At 52.8% G+C, this 22,469-nt stretch carries 23 protein-coding genes; 15 read left to right on the forward strand and 8 right to left on the reverse strand.

The window, feature by feature from the left end; all coding sequences use genetic code 11:
- Positions 1 to 2: 2 nt before the first annotated feature.
- The 8 genes from GJJ30_RS10965 to GJJ30_RS11000 all read left to right on the forward strand — a co-directional run bounded on the left by GJJ30_RS10965 (position 3) and on the right by GJJ30_RS11000 (position 8,659).
- Positions 3 to 3,950: a hypothetical protein gene (locus tag GJJ30_RS10965; protein ID WP_154175199.1), complete on the forward strand. Its 3,948-nt coding sequence runs from the start codon at positions 3 to 5 to the stop codon at positions 3,948 to 3,950.
- Between the two features lie 19 nt (positions 3,951 to 3,969).
- Positions 3,970 to 4,605: a hypothetical protein gene (locus GJJ30_RS10970; RefSeq protein WP_154175200.1), complete on the forward strand. Its 636-nt coding sequence runs from the start codon at positions 3,970 to 3,972 to the stop codon at positions 4,603 to 4,605.
- Between the two features lie 2 nt (positions 4,606 to 4,607).
- The gene (locus tag GJJ30_RS10975; RefSeq protein WP_154175201.1) at positions 4,608 to 5,423 is read left to right on the forward strand and encodes a hypothetical protein; all 816 of its coding nucleotides are present in this window, start codon (positions 4,608 to 4,610) and stop codon (positions 5,421 to 5,423) included.
- Complete coding sequence (locus GJJ30_RS10980; RefSeq protein WP_154175202.1) at positions 5,420 to 6,073, forward strand: hypothetical protein; 654 nt, start codon at positions 5,420 to 5,422, stop codon at positions 6,071 to 6,073. Before GJJ30_RS10975 ends, GJJ30_RS10980 begins: the two co-directional genes overlap by 4 nt.
- Before the next feature lie 295 nt (positions 6,074 to 6,368).
- Positions 6,369 to 6,782: a hypothetical protein gene (locus GJJ30_RS10985; protein WP_154175203.1), complete on the forward strand. Its 414-nt coding sequence runs from the start codon at positions 6,369 to 6,371 to the stop codon at positions 6,780 to 6,782.
- The gene (locus GJJ30_RS10990) at positions 6,769 to 7,215 is read left to right on the forward strand and encodes a DUF5675 family protein (protein ID WP_154175204.1); all 447 of its coding nucleotides are present in this window, start codon (positions 6,769 to 6,771) and stop codon (positions 7,213 to 7,215) included. Before GJJ30_RS10985 ends, GJJ30_RS10990 begins: the two co-directional genes overlap by 14 nt.
- 104 nt (positions 7,216 to 7,319) lie before the next feature.
- Entirely contained in the window at positions 7,320 to 7,739 is a 420-nt protein-coding gene (locus tag GJJ30_RS10995) for a hypothetical protein (RefSeq protein ID WP_154175205.1), read from the forward strand.
- Positions 7,740 to 7,768: 29 nt separating this feature from the next.
- Positions 7,769 to 8,659 carry a hypothetical protein gene (locus GJJ30_RS11000; protein WP_154175206.1) on the forward strand — a complete coding sequence of 297 codons (891 nt, stop codon included), beginning with the start codon at positions 7,769 to 7,771 and terminating at the stop codon, positions 8,657 to 8,659.
- 192 nt (positions 8,660 to 8,851) lie between these two features.
- On the opposite strand, the gene GJJ30_RS11005 is transcribed toward GJJ30_RS11000, so the two are convergent.
- From GJJ30_RS11005 to GJJ30_RS11025, 5 genes are all read right to left on the reverse strand, one after another.
- Positions 8,852 to 9,124: a hypothetical protein gene (locus GJJ30_RS11005; protein ID WP_154175207.1), complete on the reverse strand. Its 273-nt coding sequence runs from the start codon at positions 9,122 to 9,124 to the stop codon at positions 8,852 to 8,854.
- A gap of 27 nt (positions 9,125 to 9,151) precedes the next feature.
- Positions 9,152 to 9,388, reverse strand: a complete 237-nt coding sequence (locus GJJ30_RS11010; protein WP_154175208.1) for a hypothetical protein — start codon at positions 9,386 to 9,388, stop codon at positions 9,152 to 9,154.
- Positions 9,389 to 9,511: 123 nt separating this feature from the next.
- Complete coding sequence (locus tag GJJ30_RS11015; RefSeq protein WP_154175209.1) at positions 9,512 to 9,745, reverse strand: hypothetical protein; 234 nt, start codon at positions 9,743 to 9,745, stop codon at positions 9,512 to 9,514.
- 2 nt (positions 9,746 to 9,747) lie between these two features.
- Complete coding sequence (locus tag GJJ30_RS32665; protein ID WP_154175210.1) at positions 9,748 to 9,954, reverse strand: helix-turn-helix domain-containing protein; 207 nt, start codon at positions 9,952 to 9,954, stop codon at positions 9,748 to 9,750.
- A gap of 290 nt (positions 9,955 to 10,244) precedes the next feature.
- Positions 10,245 to 10,448 (reverse strand): hypothetical protein, encoded by a 204-nt coding sequence (locus GJJ30_RS11025; RefSeq protein ID WP_154175211.1) that lies wholly within the window; start codon positions 10,446 to 10,448, stop codon positions 10,245 to 10,247.
- A gap of 141 nt (positions 10,449 to 10,589) precedes the next feature.
- On the opposite strand from GJJ30_RS11025, the gene GJJ30_RS11030 reads away from it, so the two are divergent.
- Positions 10,590 to 10,850 (forward strand): hypothetical protein, encoded by a 261-nt coding sequence (locus GJJ30_RS11030; RefSeq protein ID WP_154175212.1) that lies wholly within the window; start codon positions 10,590 to 10,592, stop codon positions 10,848 to 10,850.
- A gap of 295 nt (positions 10,851 to 11,145) precedes the next feature.
- On the opposite strand, the gene GJJ30_RS11035 is transcribed toward GJJ30_RS11030, so the two are convergent.
- Both GJJ30_RS11035 and GJJ30_RS11040 read right to left on the reverse strand, forming a co-directional pair.
- Positions 11,146 to 11,589, reverse strand: coding sequence for a helix-turn-helix domain-containing protein (locus GJJ30_RS11035; RefSeq protein WP_154175213.1), 444 nt, complete (start codon positions 11,587 to 11,589; stop codon positions 11,146 to 11,148).
- A gap of 35 nt (positions 11,590 to 11,624) precedes the next feature.
- Complete coding sequence (locus tag GJJ30_RS11040; RefSeq protein ID WP_154175214.1) at positions 11,625 to 12,071, reverse strand: YpsA SLOG family protein; 447 nt, start codon at positions 12,069 to 12,071, stop codon at positions 11,625 to 11,627.
- Between the two features lie 105 nt (positions 12,072 to 12,176).
- Between GJJ30_RS11040 and GJJ30_RS11045 the strand changes: the two genes are divergently transcribed.
- The 3 genes from GJJ30_RS11045 (at position 12,177) to GJJ30_RS11055 (ending at position 13,536) form a co-directional block, all read left to right on the forward strand.
- Positions 12,177 to 12,647 carry a hypothetical protein gene (locus tag GJJ30_RS11045; protein ID WP_154175215.1) on the forward strand — a complete coding sequence of 157 codons (471 nt, stop codon included), beginning with the start codon at positions 12,177 to 12,179 and terminating at the stop codon, positions 12,645 to 12,647.
- Positions 12,648 to 12,660: 13 nt separating this feature from the next.
- Positions 12,661 to 12,846, forward strand: coding sequence for a hypothetical protein (locus GJJ30_RS11050; protein WP_154175216.1), 186 nt, complete (start codon positions 12,661 to 12,663; stop codon positions 12,844 to 12,846).
- Positions 12,847 to 13,239: 393 nt separating this feature from the next.
- The gene (locus GJJ30_RS11055) at positions 13,240 to 13,536 is read left to right on the forward strand and encodes a hypothetical protein (RefSeq protein WP_154175217.1); all 297 of its coding nucleotides are present in this window, start codon (positions 13,240 to 13,242) and stop codon (positions 13,534 to 13,536) included.
- On the opposite strand, the gene GJJ30_RS11060 is transcribed toward GJJ30_RS11055, so the two are convergent.
- Positions 13,501 to 14,982, reverse strand: a complete 1,482-nt coding sequence (locus tag GJJ30_RS11060; RefSeq protein ID WP_154175218.1) for a phage integrase SAM-like domain-containing protein — start codon at positions 14,980 to 14,982, stop codon at positions 13,501 to 13,503. The two genes, GJJ30_RS11055 and GJJ30_RS11060, sit on opposite strands and share 36 nt — an antisense overlap.
- A 427-nt stretch (positions 14,983 to 15,409) precedes the next feature.
- On the opposite strand from GJJ30_RS11060, the gene GJJ30_RS11065 reads away from it, so the two are divergent.
- From GJJ30_RS11065 to GJJ30_RS11075, 3 genes are all read left to right on the forward strand, one after another.
- On the forward strand, positions 15,410 to 17,167 hold the full coding sequence (locus GJJ30_RS11065) for a phospho-sugar mutase (RefSeq protein WP_154175219.1): 1,758 nt from the start codon (positions 15,410 to 15,412) through the stop codon (positions 17,165 to 17,167).
- 211 nt (positions 17,168 to 17,378) lie between these two features.
- Positions 17,379 to 20,636 carry a SusC/RagA family TonB-linked outer membrane protein gene (locus tag GJJ30_RS11070; protein ID WP_154175220.1) on the forward strand — a complete coding sequence of 1,086 codons (3,258 nt, stop codon included), beginning with the start codon at positions 17,379 to 17,381 and terminating at the stop codon, positions 20,634 to 20,636.
- Positions 20,637 to 20,657: 21 nt separating this feature from the next.
- Complete coding sequence (locus GJJ30_RS11075) at positions 20,658 to 22,385, forward strand: RagB/SusD family nutrient uptake outer membrane protein (protein ID WP_154175221.1); 1,728 nt, start codon at positions 20,658 to 20,660, stop codon at positions 22,383 to 22,385.
- Positions 22,386 to 22,469: the final 84 nt, after the last annotated feature.

The following is a 22,469-nucleotide window of genomic DNA, read 5'->3' on the forward strand; positions in this document are numbered from 1 at the left end:
AAATGGCAGCGCCTTGTGGATGTAGTGGTGATGTAACGCTCAACGGATCGGATTTCGCCGTTGGCAGCATCCCGTTTGAGAAGCTGAAGCAGTATCTCAGCGAAGATCTGCCGGGCATTGACACCTGGCCGGTCACCAAAAAGCAGCTGTTGAAATACCTGTCCACCTGGGACAATCCAGGAACGGGTAGCGGGTCTGCCGGACTTGGCTATTCTTTCGTTGATTCCTTCAGCGGAGGGGCCGGGAAGGCAAGCAATGAGAATAAATCCGCGCTGGCCCTGGCGATTGCCGACCAACAGGCAAAAGGCATTGAGGGTGTTCAGTTTGGACCGGGCACGTATGTGATGGACTTCAACGATTTTATCGGTCTTCAGAATATCGTCATTCAGGGCGTCGGTGCGGCCACTAAAATCCAGATGAGCAACACCACCGGCGACTCGGTGTTTAAGATTGCCGAGGCCCATAACGTGACCATCCGGCGCATGACCATCGACTGCGAAGGCAGTAATCCGGATGCTAAATCCGGAGCGATCTGGATTAACGGGACGGATTGCCTGGTCGAAGATGTAACGGTCTTAAACGGCGATAGCCATTCGATCATCGTATCGGGTGTTTACTCGAACGGGTCTGGTTTTGTCTCTTTCAATACCGACCGCAACAAAGTTCGCAACTGCATTATCTCTGGCCAACGGCGCTACCACACCATTGCCGGAAAAGCCGCTTTGCTGGCCGGTGACGGGGCAAAAAACACCCTGTTCGAGAACATCTTTCTGGTTGACAACTTTCTGGCGGGGGGCGAAACCGGCGATTACGTCGACAGTGATGCGGCCTTGTACACCACCATCCGAAACGTTACCTGCCTAAAAACAACGGTGGGTCTTGATGGAACCGCCATGCACCTGGAAGGGGGTGAATCGTACACGGACATGTTTGTCACCGTCGAGAATTTCTACGCAAAGAACTTCACGGTGGGCGTCTCGGTCGATGAAAACACGAAGGCTACCTTCATAGGCCAGAACACGATTGTGGGCTGCAAATACGGCATCAAGAGCTACGGGGCCTACACCAGTACATTCAGCAATTTCGAGTTCATCGGCTGCGGGGCGGGTCTGGAAGCCAGCGATACCGAGGGGGTTATTACCAATCAAAAGAGTGGTATCTACCGCAATATCCGCACGACGGGCACACTGGCCAAATGCGCGTTTGTCAACTACAACGGCAACCCGGCCAACAGCACCGGCGTCCCGGTAGACATCATTGACTGCGAGTTTGACAAGATTGTGCAGTGCAGCTACGAGAATGTGGGCAGTTACTGGGTTAATATCAGCAACAGCCGACTGCTGAACACCAATCTGGGCTGGTATAACAATGTTGGCCTGCGGGTGAACATCGATAATGTCTATTTCTACCGGAGCACGATCAATGGCTTCCGATCCAAATTTGTTCAGGTGCATAAATGCACGTTCGAAGGGTCGGGCACTGGCACGGCAGTAACGTGCGATCCGACCGACGACAAGGTCTATATCAGCAATTCGTCGTTCACCTCCTACGCTTACGTCCACAGCGGGGCAAAATTCGAATTAGGCAACATCTGGGACACGATCACCAACCCGCCGACCGACTACCTGGACGGGCTGGAATCTCGCGTGGAAAGCGTGGAGGCTGATTCGCCCACTCGCCTGAAGGTGATCTCTTCTTCGGGCGACTTTGCCACCCGTACCGAGGATATTGTTCAGTTTGGCGGGCGGGCCTTCCTGAAGAAATCCGGAAGCACCCCCAGCAACGGATCGGGATCGGTTTATTTTGCCGGACCCGGCAGTACCTACTACGAGGCCGTGGCTGACAACTTTACGGTAGATATGTTCGGGGCGGTGGGCGATGGGACGACCAACGAGACCACGGCCATCAACAACGCCGTCACGTTCGCTTCGACGCTGGGCGCGCTGCTGGGCAAGCAAATCCGCCTGCGGTTCGGCAAAGACAAAACCTACCTGACCGATGGTATACTGATTAAATCCTGGGTCTGGCTGGATTTAGACACGGCCATCCTGAAAAAACGCACGGACGGCGGCTCAGTAGCCACCAACTCGCTGATTCGAACCGTGGAGACGCTGACCAGCGGCTCCTACTACGGCACCTACAAAAACATCCGGATTACCGGCGGGGCGCTTGACGGCAACGGCAAACTGGCACCCAACAACATGGTCGCCCTGACATTCGTGGAAAACCTGGTCATCGACGGCGTCAAAGTAACGGCTTACTGCGCGGGGTCGTGGGCGATGCTGGTGGGCGGCAAAAATATCCGGGTGACCAACATCGATATTCTGGGCGGCAGCGCCCTGTTTGAAGACGGTGTACACGTCGTCCACGGCAGCAACATCGTCGTCGACAACGTGTACGTCGAATCCGGCGATGATTCGGTGGCCGTCGGCATCGACCCGTCCACGATTCCGTTCTACGGTACCAGCTACTACGACGGCATCCGGAATGTCACGATTACCAACGTGCGGGGCAAGTCCAACCGGGCCAACCTAATTTCGCTGTACACCTCCGCTGACTCATCGAACGCGGTCTATTTCATTGATAACGTCACCGTCTCGGGTGTTACCGGCGCGGGCGGGCAGCTGCGAAACGGGGTCATTCAGGTTTACGACAAATCCAGCCCGGCGCTGGGGTCGGGACGCATCACCAATGTGATCATCGACGGCTTTACCGTTTCGGCGGGGTCCTCGTCGCACGATGATACAAATCCCTATGCGGTGCTGGTCAAGAACGCGCAGAGCATCAGCGTGCTGAACGGAAAGATCAAGCTCACCGACGGCAGTTCGGCCACCACCGGCTTTCGGATGGTGCAGGTTGAGAACAGCAAGGACATCGAATTTGACAAGGTAACCACCGGGGCGCTGACCCGCCGGGAGGCCTTTTACGTCACCGGCTCGGAGGATGTGCGCATCAACGCGGCCGGAGCCAAACAAACCAGCGCGGCCGCTACGCCGATGATCACCGCGATTTCCACGCCGATGCTTCAAATCAGCAACTCACGGCTGCTGGAAGGCAAAAGCGGCCAGCACATCATCGAGGCTACCGGCGGCACAACAACCACGCTGTACATGCGGGGCAATATCCTGACCCACGCGACCGGGGCCAGCAATGCATATGCGGTGCAGCTCACCACCACCTCGCTGGCGCACCTGCAACTAGAAGGCAACGACTTTTCCGGGGTGGCGGGCATCGTGGACGGTAACTCCGTCAACCAGAAGATTTCCATTGGTGGCATTACGGGGCTGGCCAGCTACGTGGTGCAGAACAACCGGGCGCTAACGATGGATGGCAACCTGGGCCTGAACCGCAAGACGCAGGACGGCATTCAAACGATTGGCAACAGCGCAGCCACGGTAGTGCAGACCTTTCTGGGAGGTGCCGGAGGAAATGGCGTTGTGCGCTTTCAGCGGACGAGTGGTGTAAGTATTTTCCACGAAATCAAGCTGGAGAACATGTTCTCCATCGCCCAGAACGGAGGGTCTACCCACTTTGCCACGCAGGTTTCCGGGGGCGACAACATCATTTACGCGGGCGTTCCCCGCGCTACGACCACCCCGCGCCGGGGCGTCATTGCCGCCGAACCGCTGAACGCCGGGTCCGGAACCAACCTGGCCGGGGGGAATTTCGTCCTGCGGTCAGGCTTGGGCACCGGTAGCGGCACCCCCTCCGCAGTCGCGATCGAAACGGCGGACGCGGGCAGCAGCGGCACCAGCCAGCAAACCGCCAGTTCCAAGTTTACTGTCGATGGGGACAAGGTAAAAATAAAAGTGACGGTGCGCAGTGCCGACCCTACCACCTCGGATATTCTGGATGGGGAAATGATCGCCTGGCGCAACACGACCGCCGGAGAAACGCGCTGGTGGCAGCGGGTCGGCGCAACAATGATCAAGGGCTCGGTCCTGGTTTAACCACTCAAAATGTATTGCTATGCGACCCATCAGCCTGCAACCCAAAGCGATCACGATCTCAGCCTACCCGGATGTGCCGCTGCTGTTCATCGCCAAAAATCCGGTGCTGGAAAACGACGATACCCTGCTGGATTTCACGGTGCGGGCCTACCGAAGGGATAAAGTAACCGGTCAGCCGGAGAACCTGCTGCCCGAGCTCGTGGTCACCGACGAGGGAACCGAGATTCAGTATTCCGCCGAGCAGACCCGCAAGCTGGCAGCGGTTGGAGGCTGTTACACCGAGATCTGGTACGGCGATCAGCCGATCCTGACTGCCACGGCCACATTTGAAAAGTCCGCCAGCGAAACGCCGTATAACCCCGAGATTCCAATTCAGACCGTGATCGGCGCCGAAGGTATCACCATCGACGTAAAGGTCACCACGGCGTCCGGAACGGCGGGCTCTGCGCCCGTATCGGCCTACGAACACACCTTTACGGGCATTACTCATCTGGTGATCAGCCAGGCGCAGCACGGACACCCGCGCGTGGCCAGCGTACTGGTGCTGGACCAGAGCGGACACCAGTTATTCGTCGACATTACGGTGGATGCAGGCACAAAGGCTGTGACCATTGACAGCCAGGTTGCCATCACCGGAACCATTTACATTCTATAGGCATGAGAAGTACTTCGCAATTTGACTTTTCCCGCGTTCCGGTCAAGAACCTGACCCTGGAACAGGCCATTACTGCCACCCTGGATGCGGCCCTGACCGCCCTGGGGCAGATTGGCTACGACACCACCCTCCAACGCCTGAAGCTCTACGACGGCACGACGGTTCGAACTTTGCTGCAAAGCAACGATATTTCGGGCTCTTCGCTGGCCACCGCCGTTACCAACGGCGACAAGCTGGTGAGTCCGTCGGCGATCAAAACCTACATCGACGCCGTAGCCGCTGCGGGCACCAACCCGATCACCGACTTTGACGCCAGCGGGGGCAGTTTTCCTTCGGGGGCAACGCTGGCCGACCGCTACCGGGTGACGGTGGCGGGGACCGTGCAGGGCATCGTGCTTCAGGTGGGCGATATGGTCCTGCCCAAAGTCACCAGCCCCGGCACGAGCAATGCCGCCGACTGGTTCGCCGTGCAGGGCAATGTCGATGCCGCCAGCACGTCGGTATTGGGCCTGGTCATTCTGGCCTCACTCGCGCAGATTCAGGGCAATTCGGGCGGGGATGCCAACAAGGTGGTGACCGTGGCGACACTCAACAGCTGGGAGTCGGCGCTGGGGCGGGTGCGCAAGTACAGCACCTCAACGAACCTGACGAATGGGACCGTGGGCATTACCCACAACCTGAATTCAAGCACGCCGGTGGTGCAGGTGTACGATTCCGCCGGGCCGATTCTGGTTGACTGGACGGTTTCGTCCGCCAACGCGGTCAACCTGACCAGCAGCGTGGCCGTATCATCCGTAACCGTTGTCGTACTGGCATGAAAGACACCCGGCCTGTTGTTTCCGCCTACACCGACATTGCCCATTTTGGTGTGCTGGATTCGTCCATTGGGGCCAAGAAAGCCACGCCGGACCACGTACGGTCGGTGCTGGGCCTCAATGGGGAAATGGTTGCCCGGGATGTGTTCATCAACGGCATGCTGCTGGAATCCGACCCGGTATCGGCGGTCCTCGGATCTACCGACACACCCGCCAGCGGCACAGCCCAGATGAGCCGGGTTATTGCGCCGTATTCGGGCGCGGTGACCAAAGTGTGGTTTGTGATCACCGGCACAGTCGGATCGGGCTTATCGGGTACGGGAGGCAACGGAATCGGGTTGTATGCCACCGACGGCACGCGGCTGGCCTGGGCGGACTGCACCACGGCATTTACGGGATCGGGCATTATCTCGGCGAGTCTGGACGTCACCGTCAACCTGGTGGCCGGGACAGAATACCGGCTGGTGCTGGTATCGACCGGAACAACCCGGGCGACGTACCGCTGCGCGAGTCAGGGGTTTGCGATCAATGCGGGAATTACGGGCGTGGCCCGGTTTTCCACCAAAAGTAGTCAGACCTTAACCACGACGCTATCGATGACCGGCTGGTCGGCCTCAACAGCCCACCGGATCTGGATTGGATTATCGGCATAAACGAATAGCACCATGAAAGAAAAACTCTGGAAAATCTGGCTCTGGCTTTTGAACGGTGGGTTTCTCTGGTTACTGGCACTGCTGGTGATCGCCCTCGTGTCGTTTCAGCTGGGCACCTGCAAAGGTCGGAAGGCAAAACCCACCGCCGAGGTCCGCATTGACACGCTGTGGCTCAAGCCCGATACGGTATTTACAACGAACTACATCCGAACGACGGTCCGCAATGAAACGATTCGCAAAGTGGAGTATGAACAGAATAAACAGGAGGTGGACCGCATTCAGGCTTTGCCTGCTGATGAGCTTAGCGGTGCCCACATCCGCCTGCTGCGTGAAAACCGACAGTCTGCCGGTGCTTCAGCGGGCGACGATTCTGCAGATCGCGGGAGAAACGTATTATACGCTGGACGAACCCACGATGCGCGAGACGGTAACGCAGCTTCAGACCTTGAAATCGAGCTTAACGGTCCTCGAAACCTACCGGGACGACCAGGCGGCTATGCAGACCGAGTTGCAGCACAAAAACGAAGTCATACGACAAACCACTACCGATTACAACCGGCTGAAGGGTCAGATCGCCCAGAAGCAGATCGAGTGGCAGCAGTTGGACAGTGAACGAAACAAGAAGCTACAGCGGCTCGAACGCTCGCGCCTGTGGCTGTTTCTGGCCGGGGTCGGCACCGCTTTAATCGCCGTGATTGCGGCAAAGTAACATGGAAATAACCGTTCAGCGCAAACGCTTCACCCCCAAGTCCACGATCAGCGACGTGTCGTTTGATGGCAACTTCGCCGGGCATATTCTGGAAGACACGGATCGCGGGCTTTCGCAGGCAATGCCGCTCTCGGAGATTCAGGAGCGCAAGGTGCATGGCAAAACGGCGATTCCGACTGGGCGCTACGAGGTAGCGATCAGCTACAGCAACCGGTTCGGCAAGATGCTGCCGTTGCTATTAAATATACCCGGCTTTTCGGGTATTCGCATCCACCCGGGCAATCTCGCCACCGACACCGAAGGATGCCTTTTGCCGGGTCTGTCGTTCGGTGAGAACAAGGTGCTGGATTCGCGGGCGGCTTTTGCCAACTGGATGCTCAGGATTCAGGGGGCTTTGAGAAAAGAAAAGGTGTTTATTACGATTACGAAGTAGTACGCATACCATACAGGCCGCTGGCCTTTGCCCCGGCCTGATCCGGGAGTTTAAAGGGTTGGCTGTCTGATAATCAATCAACTACCCACATTCAACCGGAAATAATGGAAAGTGCATCCGTTACGGAGTTCTTCGAGATATTGAATTTGCTGCCGTTCTGGGCGCTGGCGTTTCCGGCCGCACTTTTGGGCGCACTTGCCCTTGATGCGGTAGGTGATGATAATGGCAAGGAAGGCGAACCAGTACACCGCAAAACGGTGGCGCAGAGTACGATTCTGGTGCTGGCATCTATGCTGCTGGGTGTAATTGCCAGCGGTTATGCGCACGACGATCAGAAGCTTGGTTTGTGGGCCTCGCTGGCCGTAGCCTTCACTGTCGGCATACTGGGCGTTTTTATTGTGATGGCGATTAAAACAATTGGAAAGGCATTTGCACGGCGACCGGAGAGTTTTTTGCGAAAATACTGGCCTTTTAAATGGAGCCCCTGGGAAGGGAAGGATAAGAACAACGACAACACACCATAAAGTAGCAACTTAAACCAGTAGATCAGGCAATGGATAGTAACCTTTTTCTGACTTTTCTCCACTTCTCGGATGAGATACTGAGAATATTTGAGATCGTTCTATACGGCACCCTCCAACTAGGTATTGGCTTGCTGGGTGTAATGACCTACGTCGTGCTCAAGACCACCAAGCGGCTAAATGTTCCCATCAAAATCCTGATGGTGTTCATTATCGTTTTATCGGCACTGATTTTTGTCTGGGGGCTTTTCTCTTCGCGGGTAGTTATGATCATGATGCCTCTTTACGTTGCGCTGTTCTGTCTGGCTGTTTTTTACTGGATTCAGAAGAAACGAAAGTCGGGCGTTTTGGAGGTGTCGCCACGAACGTGGAAGTTTGCCAGCATAGCGGCCGCACTCATCTCAGTAACCACGATCTTGGCCGGCCTGAAAGCCTATTTCATTGATGATCCGAACACACTCCATTGGGTTGTTCAGTCCCAGAAACGGCAGGAAAAAAGCATACGGGAGGTAAAAGAGGACACCCGGCAGGTAAAAGAGACCAACGGACAAATGGCAATGGCGCTGGCGGTTTCCCTTTCCAATCAGAACTCCATGCGCTCATCATTAAATACTGTGCAATCTGCGCTTGAAATTGCCAACCGAAAGAATGAAGAACTGGAGCGCAAACTGGCGGCTACCAACCGAACCGTGAACCGATCAGCGGCCACTATAAATACCGTGCAGCGCAACCAGGAAGCCACTCAGGAAAAGGTCGAAGCGGTTGTTGCCAAAGTCGACACGGTGAAAGCCGTGGTCTCTGCCGTTATCTTGCCCGACACGGCCCGAACCGACTCCGCCCGAACTATTGAACCAGCCGACACGCCGAAGCCCGCAGAGCGAAAGAAAGGGGGATTGTTTCGGGTGTTCAGGCGGAGAGATTAAAAGCCGAAATCTTCCCTGCAACTCGCTCAACCGTGTCTCACGGGCAGCGTAGGCCACAAAGAAGATTTCGGGCATTCCCAACGAGTAAGAGGCATCGCAAAACGGATCGCCGGATTTACAATGCCTCCCACCGTTGACAAAGCTAAAATACAAAAAAAGCGCAAATTTGGAGTCAACCTCCGACAAAGCTTTTTAATCGGCTATCCCTATCTCTTCTGAGAGTTTAAGCAAATTCCATAAGTCAAAAACAGCAATCCTGTGTTTAGGCGAAATCCTACCGCCAGGGGTCAGGGCTTTTAATCTTTGCTTTACCATTTCCCTGATTGTTCCAGTGTTTAAAGTCGGAACAGTTCGGCAATCGGAAAAACTAGAAAGTGCTGTCCCGCCAATCAAAACATCAGGTGGCGCAAAAAATTTTTCTGCCTCATCCTTTTGCCTTTTTCTTCGTTTTTGTGATTCGGTCATACTCATATAAGGTTGACTCGTAAATACCTACTCTTTTTGCCACTCCTCCACCTTCAACCCCGGCCCAATCACCACCGCCTTTCCAAAATCCGCCTTTGCCACGCTGGCGGACACCACCTCCCAATTGCGCGTCCGGCGGTTGTAATCCGCCACACTGGTGTATTTGGTATACTGGCTGGCGTTGCTGGGATCAGCGACATAGAGTGCCCCGGCGGGACTAAGGAAGGCGTCGAGGTGTTTGGCGACAGTGCATTCTGATTTCATGGGGCGAAGGTACGGATTTCTTGCGGGGGCGGCTTGCTCATGCCCCAAAGATACGCCCTGGTTATATTCCAGGTTGGGGCGGTAGATTGGAATAGGTGAATTTATAGTGCGGGAATCGGACGATTAGTTTACTGGATCAAATACAGGATACTTATTAACCTCTATCATGGCTGAATCAAAATCATGTCCCAGCCAGAATCCGTGGAAATGTATCAATTGGACAGCATCATAATTCTCAATTTCGACATTGTAGCCGCCAGCAGAACCCCATAATTCATTCTTATAAGGTTCCCACCAAACTTTTGCCTTCCATCCCTTTTCTTGCAGGACTTTCTGTAATTGAGCTGATTTTGACATGGCTAGCAAAGCATAAAGCGAAACAATAAAGCCTCTAATGAAACATTGTAAAGTGCAGCTAGCCGGTTGGCTTCGGCTACACTAGGCGTTTTGTTGCCCTCTTCAAACTTGGTTAAGTTCTCAGGCGTAACATCTGTCTGAGTAGCAACCGAATCCACGGATAGGTTTGCCCGGTTTCGTAATAGCTTTAAATTTCTTGGTAAATACATGATGGGGTTTATTTTAAAATATGATCTCCCAAATAGTGATCACTAAAACGGCGACCACAAACAAAAAAGCCAGGAATGTGCATCCTAATCTCATGGCTTCACTTGATGTACAGTGAATCTACTGCGACCTCCACCGAGCGTTTCGATGTGATCGTAAGTCTTTTTTATGCCATCAAATCTTACGGCCTGGGCGGGGTCTATAGTTGAGCCATATCCGGCGCTGCTGGTTCTTCCGGTGTAAAAGCGATTACTGCCGATAAAGCGGATTAAATAGTCCATAAAACGAGTGATTAAATAATTGGCTTGATGCCCTTGATGGCGTTTTTTGCTTCGTACTGAATGTTTTCGTAGCTCATTTCGAGACACTCTTCATATTCGAGTCCATAAGTTGACTCTGCTTCTTTTTTGATTTTTTTAGGTGTTTGATAGCCCTTGGCAATCTTCGTCAACGCAACTAACATGGCATTGAATTGCTTCTTCTGTTTCGAGTCCATAAAACGAGTGGTTAATAAGTTGTGATTCGCAGGTTTATTTAAAAATAGTGTTTACCTTCACTTCAATTAGTTCATTCTGAGTCTCTCTTCCGCCCCTTTATTCTAAGCTGCCGGTCCAGTCTCTCTCTAACCGACAGCAACATGCTCCTAATCTTTTCCGTCATATTTCCCGATAGTTCGGAAATTCGACCACTGGTTTTTTATTCAGAAAGTATTGAAATAGGCTTTGATGTTCTCAACAGCCATATCAAGCACGGCATTGTTCTCCTATCTGCTGTTTTACGGGATATTAACGGGACAGAAACTAGGCTGCCTATTGAAGCCATTGATGGCGAGCCGGTGAAGGAGTACATTGAGCGACTACAAATTGAGTGGGAGAAAATCTTGAAAAGAAGATCTTAAAACGAGTGTTTAAGTTTTGGGGCCGAATCTTAAACAAGAGGCATCCTTGATTAAGATTCGGACGTTTATCATTTATATACTTTTCTTCCCTTTCTATACCCATCCTCGCCGACCTGCATAGAAAACCGCAATTTCCTATGTATATCAACCCGGTCCACCAATCAGCGTCCCGAAAACGGTGGTTTGCGTCCCGGCGTTGTTGGACTAGGTGGCGGGTTGCAGCGAGAGGCAGTAATCACCCACCGCCAGCCAGTAAGCACCCGCTTCCTCCGGTCGATCTCGGCGTTGGTCAGGTTCATGGCTTAGGTATTTTATCAAATCGAACCCCGCAACTATGGCATGAATAATACGAGTCAGTTACCCAACTGGAAAAACCGGGGCCTAAAACACCATTGCCTTCCCGCAATTCAATCAACGCCACATCTTTACTTCGACAAACTGGGCATTTGATGGGCTTTTCTTTTGTAGGCCTCGGAAGTTGTTCAATTGGCTTAAAAATATCTACTGACGAATCACTGTTTAAGGGCGGCAACAGATCATAGACATTCACTCCAAGCACCTCGGCAATTTTATAAAGATGTTCGTATTGCAAAGCCTGACGCCCCGACTCAATATTACTCAACGAGCCACGCGACAACCCCAGAACCATAGCAAAGCGGGTTTGATTAACCCCTGCATCCTTTCGGGCCTGCCTAACCCGTTTACCTATTTCTACATTTAGTTCCATCTTCTGTTCCATCTTCTTGCCGCCCGGCGCGGGGGCTGGCGGGGGTGTTAGTTGATTAATGCCAGCGTTAAGGCGTTTTGGGCCTGATACTTACCAACGGAACTCAGTTTTGACGCGCGATTGCCAGCCACGTTGAGCACATTTACTTGAAAGTTTTTGATCCAGTTCTCAAGCTCAATGGCATTGGGATTAGCGACGAATGGCTTCTTAGCCGAGACGCAACAGTTTTTCGTCAGCTTGAAACCCGATGAATCGGTAGACCCAAACCAAACCGTCGCATCGGAGTCCACAACATTCCGGCGTGTTCGGGGCGGGTAGTTAGGGCTGCTGTCATCAATGAGTCCATAGTCAGCCAGCCACGGAGCCGGACCGTCTTCGGTTAGAAACCCTTTTGGAGTCACCCCGCCAGTTTCAATTCCGAGTTCGCGGGCCACCTTCAACGCTAACTGATCGATTCCGGTCTGACCCCCTGAAATGATTTTGATAACTGCCATATCTATTTTCGTATAACCTACTGTAAATGTAGTAAATAAATTAATTAAAGTATATACTTTTTAGAATTTATTTTTTATCTTTAGGTGCACCAAATCACTACTTCAATGGAAGACTTAGATCCTTTATTCGTTCAAGTTATGCAACAGGCTAAAACGCAAAGGCGTGCAAAGTTCTCGCGTTCGGGTCAATTATCTCTTGGTGACATTATTGATCGAATCGAGCCTTTGATCGCTAATCAGCCAGACGTGATTGAGCTTTACAAAGAAGAGGCTACCGTGCGCTACGACTTTGGCTATTTGTTTCCAACTGAAATAGATAGCTGGCGGGGCAGTTATGATGAACTAGCCCTGAACTATACCGAAGAGGGAAAAGAGACTGCGATCACAGCGTTTCTTGAATTGCTCAAGTCCGCTGTTGGCAAAACATTTGAGGGGTATAAGGGTGGCGACTATGTAATGAATGAAAATACACCGGTCTGGGTGGCAAACTATGGAAACTCAGGCAATACGGCGATTATTGACGTACTTAATCAAGAGCATACAGTTATCTTAATTACCGCATATCGTGAGTTTTGATTTAATTTGCTTCATGCCAGCAGACGAACCCAAACGCCCCGGCCGGAAAACGAAAGCACCAGAGGAGAAAACGCAACCCCTCTATGTCAAAGTTTCTCCGGCTTCCATTGAAATACTGGATCAGCAAGAGAATAAAAGCAAGTTTGTGGACAAAGCCATAAAGGAGAAACACCGGCGTGACTCCCGCCGTCGCCCCTAAACCGCCCCAGCCCTCCGGCGCGGGCATCCGTCAACACGCTATGGAAACGCAATTACCAGAAATCACGGCCGAATCATTGGTCTCATTCTCTAAATCTCTCCAGATGAACTTTGCACTGACGAGACTTACGGCCGAAGACCTCAACAAGGTGCAAAATTCCGCCAGAAAGATTCAGGCTGCCCTGCGCCGGTTAGGGCCCAAACCATAAGCCACCGCACCACCCACACCAGCGCCAGCGGCAGCAGCAGGGCGGCCAGGCACACAAAGGCCACCCAGAACTGCGAGTCGATCAGCCGGGCCGCCGGAGCGGTGACGGCGAAGGAAGTGCTTTATCCTGGCAAGTAGCATTTTGGCGGTTTTAGGCTATATTTGCGGCAAATCACCTGAATTGCGATGAAAATTAAACTAGTCGGTGAAGGATCAAGTACCCCTGTGGTCAATGCCAAAGGCTTTGTTGAAACGGAAATTCAGTTTGACGAAAGCGAAGAAGAGCAAACCTACCGGATTGAAGGTAAGAAAGGCTCCATTTCGCTGGTAACGACCTCGACGCCAGAGGGAGAAGTCCATACGCTGCTGATCAACAATAAGAGCCGCTTTTCCGGCACTGCCTACGAACTCGAGCAGTTCTTTGATGCCGTGACGGACATTGCCCGCTCAAGCCAGGTCCTCATCGACGTCACTAAGCCCTAACGCCTGCCGCTCCAAAAACTTCTCCAGTATCTTCGGAGCAGCATTGATGTACTTTTCCTGTTGAAGCAAATTGCTATGCCCCGCATTGCCTTTTAAAACCCTTGCCGGACTGCCGGAAATAGCCCGGTTGGTCATGCCCGAATCCCGGCCCAGGCCAAACACGAGATGGATCGGTTTTCCATCCTCATCTTTTAATCCCAGATCCTTCCCCACCCGGCGCAGTGTTTCCCAAAAATCCCGGTAGGTTCCGTAGTATAAGCCCGCGATGCCGCCGTATTTGCGAATCAGCCGCAGGGCGCGGGGTGTAAACTCGGAGGTGATCTTCAGGCGGGTTCCGCGCTGTTTCTTTCGGGGGTGGTTGATGTATTGAATCCCGTTTTTAAAGCGGTGGATCTTCATAATCGGAAGCGAACAGTAATCGGCGTGGTGTAAACACAATTCACCGGCCACCAGCCAGGAATCAATGATCCACCGGTCCTCTGCTTCCAGTTCGGCATCTTCGAGCTGGTTGAGCGTTTCGACCGATAAGGGCTTTGCGCCCGAGGTTCGGCCGGTCCGAATGGTGTAGCTGCTGGTCGGGTCGTTCTTGATGTATTCTTTACTGACCGCATACCGGCACAGGCGGCCAAAAAAAGTCTGGCTCAGGGCGATGGTCGACGCTTTTACTTTCCGCCCCGTATTGCCCACCAGCTGATTCATCGCCCATTCTTTGAAGTTAACCAGGAAGGAGGGCTTGACGGAAACCATCAACAGACCCACCAGCTGATTGGCTTCCAGGTAACGCAGAATAAGCTGCCACTGGCTGATGTCGTTCTCAAAGGTCTTTTTACTGATCTCATCATCGGTGCGCGTATACTGGTCATCATTGATCAGCTTGATCCGAAAGGTTTTGTACTCTTCAAATACATCCACCAGTTTTCGTTCGACCGCCACCGTGCCGGTTTCGATCAGGTTTTCGATGCGGGTCTGCCAGGCAGTGAACCGGTCCTGGTAGGCCGGGGTCTGGGTTCCGTAGGGTCGGTAAAGGGACAGTTCTTCTTCCTGCTCCATCAATTGCAGGGTCAACTGGTGGAGGAACGGTGCGGCAATGAGTTTCTTTTTATCGCGCAGCATCACCTGGGCCAGTTGAAAATGCGTCCGGTAAAATTCCAGGTCCGCCTTCAGGATGGCGTGATCGTCCAGTTTGGGGTTGTAATAGGGCTTTCCCTCGGGTGTAACGGCGTTTGGCTTGGTGTTGACCGGCAGCGGGTGGCGATCCCAGGCCAGGCGGGTCGTCTGAAAATGGGTAGAGAACGGACCATACCGCTTTTCTTTGCCCTGTTCTTTGAGAAAGATATTGACCTCAATAATTCCGCTTAATGCCTGTCCGGGCAAAAGGCGGGCGCGCGTTTTCCGAAACTTAAAGGAGCAGCGCATGGGCAGCGTATGCAGCAAGTAGTACGACATACAGTTTCCGGTTTGAATGGGTGGTGTCAGAGCCGGAAATATGCAGAAAAATACTCATGTAAAGCAAGCGGGCTGCCCGGGGCGATTTGGACTTATTTGGGATATGGATAGGATGAAAGCAGGGTTTGTCAAAAAAATCTCGGAGAAAACACTTTGTAACCATTGGACAAAATGGGTATCAGAAAATGGGATAATATTTTTGCCGGGCTGAAATTTAGTACTAGTCTAATTCTAGTTAATCCGGCCCGTTTTTGAGGTAACCAATGCGGTAACTTCGCGGCCGTTTTGGGGATTGCGTTTTAAACTCCGTGAAGGGTATTTTATCAGGCAGTGAGTTGGAATCAGGATCGGAAAACCTTTTACCAAAAGGATTTGACTACGTCGTTTAGAACCGTAAATTGGCAACCGATTCTAACACTCATTCTTTATGACAACTGCAATTGATACGGCAACCCAATCGACCATCGACCATTGGCTTAACGGCAATTATGACTCGGAAACGAAAGCGGCCATCCAAAAATTACTGGACAACGGCGAAACGACCGAACTGATTGACTCATTCTATAAAAATCTGGAGTTTGGTACGGGTGGTTTGCGCGGGGTAATCGGTGTAGGTTCCAACCGCATGAATCGCTACACCGTTGGGGCGGCCACGCAGGGTCTAGCAAATTACCTGAATGCGGCTTTCCCCGATCAGCCGATCAAAGTCGCCATTGCGCATGACAGCCGTCGGATGAGCCCGGAATTTGCCCGGATCGTAGCGGATATTTTCTCGGCCAACGGCATGGAAGTGTATCTGTTCAGTTCGCTGCGCCCCACGCCCGAACTGTCATTTGCCATTCGTCAGCTGGGTTGCCAGAGCGGAATCGTCGTGACGGCTTCGCACAACCCGCCGGAATACAACGGTTACAAAGCTTACTGGAACGACGGTGGCCAGGTGGTGGCTCCCCACGATAAGAACATCATTAAAGAAGTCAATAAAATCACTTCCATCGACGACGTGAAGTTTGAAGGTGTTCCTGAAAAGATTCACCTGATCGACGAGGAAGTGGATAGCGTATACGTGGAACGGATCAAATCCAACTCCATCAATCCGGACGTTATTGCGCGCCAGAAAGACCTCAACATTGTTTATACGCCCATTCACGGCACCGGTATTACGTTGGTTCCGCGCGTGCTGGAAGCCCTCGGTTTTACCAACGTCAACATCGTGGAGGAGCAGGCCAAACCGGACGGCAACTTCCCGACCGTGAAATCGCCGAACCCCGAAGAGCGCGAAGCCATGCAACTGGCGCTGAATAAAGCCGAAGCCATCAACGCGGATCTGATCATGGCCACCGACCCCGACGCCGACCGCGTGGGTTCGGGCGCCCGCAACCACCACGGCGAATTTGAGTTGCTGAACGGAAACCAGATGGCCAGCCTGATCATCTATTACCTGCTGCAGGCATGGAAAGACAACGGCAAACTGACCGGCAAGGAGTTTGTCGCCAAAACCATCGTGACGACCGACCTCATCGACAAGATGTGCGCAGAATACGGCGTTTTCTGTTACAACACGCTGACCGGTTTTAAATACATCGCCCAGATTATCCGCGAACTGGAAGGCCAGCAGCAGTTTATCGGCGGGGGCGAAGAAAGCTACGGCTACCTGATCGGTGATTTCGTTCGGGACAAAGACGCTATCGCTTCCTGCGCGATGATTGCCGAGCTGACGGCGTACGCCAAAGACAAAGGGCTGAGCCTGTTCGATTTGCTGATGGAAATGTATCAGAAGTTCGGGTTTTACTACGAAGGCCTGATTTCGCTGACTAAAAAAGGCAAAACCGGGGCCGAGGAAATCCAGCAGATGATGGCCGATTTCCGCGCTAATCCACCGAAACAGATTGCGGGTTCAGCGGTTTTACGGGTTGATGATTATGCGAGTCTGGAGCGGACGGATTTGAAAACCGGTGAGAAAACTGCCATTGAAGCCGGGAAAATGGGAATCGAATCGTCGAACGTGCTACAGTTCTTTACCGCCGACGGAACGAAGGTGTCGGCCCGTCCGTCGGGAACCGAACCGAAGATCAAATTCTACGTAGGTGTGAATGAACCACTTGAGCGAAAGGAAGATTTTGACGCGGTTTACGAAAAACTGAAACAAAAAGTACAAACGGTTATGACCGATCTGAATTTGAAGTAACTAACTTTTGTACCAGTATCGATTTGAAATGGATAAAAAAACCGGGCTTGTGTCCCGGTTTTTTTATATTTAATCTTAAAGAGGTTAAGGAAAAATAATAAAGCGTAGAAGTTTCGCGCTTGATTTTTGGCGAGAAAAAAGGTTATTTTCGTAAATATGTACCGTACGTGGTACATTCTTATCACCCTTTTTTAAACCAACTACCACCTCTATGAGAAACAATTACTTGAGGCCGCTGCGCGTTGGCGCAGCGGTGGCCTTGGCGTGGTTTTTGACGATGGCTGCCTGGGCGCAGGATCGCAAAATAACCGGCCTCATCACCGACGGGAACGACAACAATCCGCTTCCCGGCGCAAACGTCGTCATTAAAGGAACCACCGTGGGAGCGGCAACTGATGCCGATGGCAAGTTTACGCTCAATGTACCCGCCGGAAAAGATATCCTCACGATTTCAGCCATTGGATTCACCGGACAGGAAGTGTCCATCGGAAACCGGTCGGCCATCACGATCACCCTTCAGCCGGACATCAAGACTCTTTCGGAAGTGATTGTAACGGGCTACGGTTCGCAGTCGAAGAAAGACATCACGGGCGCCGTGGCAACGGTAGATACCAAGCAACTGCTGTCCATTCCGGCTACCAACGTTGGGCAGGCGCTGCAGGGCCGGGTGGCTGGGGTGCAGGTCGGGAACGAGAACTCACCGGGCGGTGGCGTCATGGTCCGGATTCGCGGTTTTGGTACGATCAACGACAACTCTCCGCTTTACGTCATCGACGGAACGCCCACCAAAGGCAACCTCAATACCTTGAACCTAAACGACATCGAATCGATTCAGGTGCTGAAAGATGCATCGGCGGCTTCCATTTACGGTTCACGCGCCGGGAACGGGGTGGTGATCATCACGACCAAAAAAGGCAAAGCCGGTAAACCGAAGTTTTCCTACGATGTGTATTACGGAACCCAGCGTCCGGGTAAATTCCTGAGCATGCTGAACACGAACGAATACGCTCAGCTGACCTGGGAATCCCGGAAAAATTCCGGAGCGGTTGGGGCTAACGGCAATCCGACGCACTCGCAGTTTGGCAACGGCCCGACGCCGGTGATTCCGGATTATATTTTCCCGAGTGCAGCTTCGGCCAGTGATCCGCGCGTGGCGCAGGATGCCAACGGAAACTACATCAACTACTCGAACAACATCGATGCCGCCGACTTCAACAAAACCAAGTGGCTGATTACCAAGGCGAACAAGGAAGGAACCAACTGGCTCGACGAGATTTTCAATCCGGCGCCGATTCAAAACCACCAGTTGGGGGTTTCGGGCGGCACGGAATCCGGCCGGTATGCCATGTCGCTGAACTACTTCAATCAGCAGGGGATCATGATGTATACCGGTTACAAACGGTATTCGCTGCGCGCCAACACCGAGTTTAACGTAAATAAACGGATTCGGGTCGGGCAGAATTTCCAGGTGGCCTATGGCGAACGGCTGGGCCAGCCGAACGGGAACAGCAACGAAAGCAACCCGATTTCGTTTGCGTATCGGATTCAGCCCATCATCCCGGTTTTTGACGTAACCGGTTATTACGCCGGAGCGCGCGGGGGTGACCTCGACAACGCCCGGAACCCGGTGGCCGATTTGTGGCGGAACAAGGATAACATTCAGAAAGAGGTGCGGTTGTTCGGAAATGCGTATGCCGAAGTAGACATTTTGAAAAACCTGACGGCGCGCACCAGTTTCGGGATCGACTACAACCTCTACAACTTCAAGAACTACACGATTCGGGACATTGAGTCGCCCGAATCGCGGGGTTCGAACAGCTTGCAGACCAACAACAACTACGAGTGGACCTGGACGTGGTACAACACCCTGACGTATAACAAGACGTTCGGCGACAAGCACCGGTTTAACCTCATTGTCGGAACGGAGTCGATCAAGAACTACTACGAATTCTTCGACGCCAGCCGCACCAACTTTGCCGTTGATGACATCGAAAACCGCTACCTCAGCGCCGGTACGGGCGTTCAGACCAACAACGGTGGGGCTTCAAACTGGCGGCTGGCTTCCGAATTCGCCAAACTCAATTACGCCCTGGGCGACAAGTATCTGTTCGACGCAACGATCCGGCGCGACCGGTCATCCCGGTTTGCCAAGGACTTCCGGGTGGCTTATTTCCCGGCGGTGAGCGCGGGCTGGCGGATTTCGCAGGAGCCCTTCCTGAAGTCGGCTACCTGGCTCGATGATGCCAAATTGCGGATTGGCTGGGGACAAACCGGTAACCAGGAAATCGGGAACTACAACCCCTATACCCAGTTCAGCACCAACCCGATCACGTCGTTCTACGACATTAACGGAACGCGTACGTCAGCCGTGCCGGGTTACGAGCTGACGCAGTTCGGAAACGCCAACGCGAAATGGGAAACCACCACCAGCACCAACATCGGTCTGGACGCGACCCTGCTGAAAAACAAACTGAGCATCGGTTTCGACTGGTACACCCGGACGACTTCCGACATGCTTTTCCCGGTTCAGATTCCGCTGACACAGGGAGTAGCCACGGCCCCATTCCAAAACATTGGCGAAATGCGGAACCGTGGGGTTGACCTCATGCTGAACTACAATGGCAAGGTAACCAACGGATTGACGTATAATGTGGGCGTGAACCTCGGAACGTATCGCAACGAAGTAGTGAAAACCAACGGCGATCCGAAAACGCAATATTTCGGAATTAACGATGAGCGGATTCAGAACTTTGTGGTGACGCAGCAGGGCTACCCGATTTCGTCTTTCTTCGGTTACACGATCGACGGCATTTTCCAGACTGATGAAGAGGCCGCTAAACATCCGGTACAATTCGGAAATGCTGCAACGGAAAACCGGGCGGGGCGTTTCAAATTCCGGGATGTTAACGGCGACGGCAAAGTGGATTCGGGCGACCTGAGTATCATCGGCAATCCGCACCCGAATTTCAACTACGGTGTCAACCTTAACGTGAATTACAAGAATTTTGGTCTGACGATTTTCGGTCAGGGTGTTCAGGGGAACGACATTTTCAACTACGTCAAATACTGGACCGACTTCCCGACCTTTGCCGGAAACCGCAGCACCCGCATGTTGTATGATTCGTGGCGGCCGGGCAAAACCGACGCCATTCTGCCGCAGCTCCGGTCGAGCGATCAGGTCAGTATTTTGCCCTCGACCTATTACCTCGAATCCGGATCGTATTTCCGCTTCAAGAACATTCAGCTGACCTACACGCTGCCCGCCAAACTGCTGTCGAAACTCGGTTTGGGTCAAGCGTCGGTTTATGTGCAGGGTCAGAACCTGGCAACGATTACCAAGTATTCCGGCATGGACCCCGAAATCAATTTGCGTAACTATTCGGCCGGTAACGACCGTCAGTTGGGCGTCGACGGCGGTTCCTATCCCGTTGCCAAATCCCTGTTGCTGGGCTTAAACCTAAGTTTTTAAGCGATCAAGAGACGAAAAACCATGAGAAAAATAACCTTATTTCTATTCATAGTCTGCTGCACGATCGCGACATCCTGCTCGGACAAATTCCTGGAAGTGCAGCCGAAAGCCGCTCTTTCCAATACGGTTTTGCAAAATAAAGCCGGAATCAACGCGCTGCTGATTGGGGCCTATTCGCTCCTCGACGGCTGGGCTACGGCCGAAGGCGCGTACCGGTCGTATCAGTCGTCGGGCGACAACTGGGTCTACGGCAGTGTGGCTTCCGATGATGCCTACAAAGGCACGATTGCGGGGGACCAACCGCCGATTTCGCTGATCGAACAGGGAAATATTCAGTCGGACAACATCTATTTCCGCGGAAAATGGCGGGGCATGTACGACGGAATTGCCCGTGCCAACGATGTGCTGCAGAACCTGCCGATGGCTAAGGACATCTCCGAAGCGGAAAGCAAACAGATTGTAGCGGAGTCGCGGTTTTTGCGGGGCCATTTCCACTTCGAGCTGAAAAAGATGTACAACATGGTGCCGTATATCGACGATAAAACGTACAGCCCGAGTGATCTGGAAAGTACCAAAGTGCCGAATACCGAAGATATCTGGCCGAAAATCAATGCGGATTTGCAGGCGGCTTACGACGTCTTACCGGCAACGCAAACGCAAAAAGGCCGCGTTACAAAATGGGCTGCTGCGGCTACTTTAGCGAAAGCGTATCTGTTCCAAAAAAAATACGCCGAAGCCAAAACCCTGCTGGATGCGATTGTGGCCAGCGGGCAGTATAAACTGATGCCGCTGTATCACGACAACTTCCGGGCCGTGACCAACAACAACGCGGAGTCGATTTTTGAAATCGAACACTCGGTCAACGACGGTGCGTCGGGCGGTGAAAATGGCAACATCGGAGCTACCCTGAACTACCCGTACGGCGGGGGCGGGGTCACCACCTGCTGCGGTTTCTTCCAGCCTTCACAGAATCTGGTCAACGCGTTCAAAACCGATGCAAACGGTTTGCCGATGCTGGATGACTTCAACAAAGAGGACGTGAAAAGCGATCAGGGAATTGAATCGACGGCAGCCTTTACGCCGTACGACGGCCAGGTCGATCCACGTCTGGACCATACGGTGGGCCGTCGGGGTATTCCGTTTCTGGACTGGGGTGTGCATCCCGGTAAATTATACGTTCGTGATCAGGCGTATGGCGGTCCTTATTCGCCGAAAAAACACGTCATGTATCGTTCGGATGTCGGAACGAACACCTTCGCGAGCAACCCGCGTCTGAACGCCAACAACTACCGGATGATCCGTTACTCGCACGTTCTGTTGTGGCTGGCTGAAGCTGAAATCGAAGTGGGTAGTCTGGAAAAAGCCCGTGATTATGTCAACCAGATCCGTCGGCGGGCGGCCAATCCGGACGGTTTTGTGAAAGGCACCGATGGAAAAGCGGCTGCCAATTACGTAATTAAGGAATATGCTACGGCCTGGACGGACAAAGCCCTGGCCCGCAAAGCCGTGCAATTCGAACAACGGCTGGAATTTGGCATGGAAGGCCACCGCCGGTTTGACCTGGTTCGCTGGGGCATCGCCGATGTGACGTTGAATGCCTATTATCCCGCCGAAGCCAAGAAACGGTCGTACCTGAATGGCGTTACGTTCATCAAAGGCAAGCACGAATATTTTCCGATTCCGTTGCAGGAAATCCTGAACAGCCAGAAAAACGGTAAAGCCACGCTGACGCAGAATCCGGGGTATTGATTGTTGAGAGGATAGAGTAAAGACAAGAGAGTAAAGATTAACCGGTTTTATAAACAGGCCAAGTCTTTACTCTCTTGTCTTTAC

This window comes from Larkinella terrae (assembly GCF_009668025.1).
GTDB classification, from domain to species: domain Bacteria; phylum Bacteroidota; class Bacteroidia; order Cytophagales; family Spirosomataceae; genus Larkinella; species Larkinella terrae.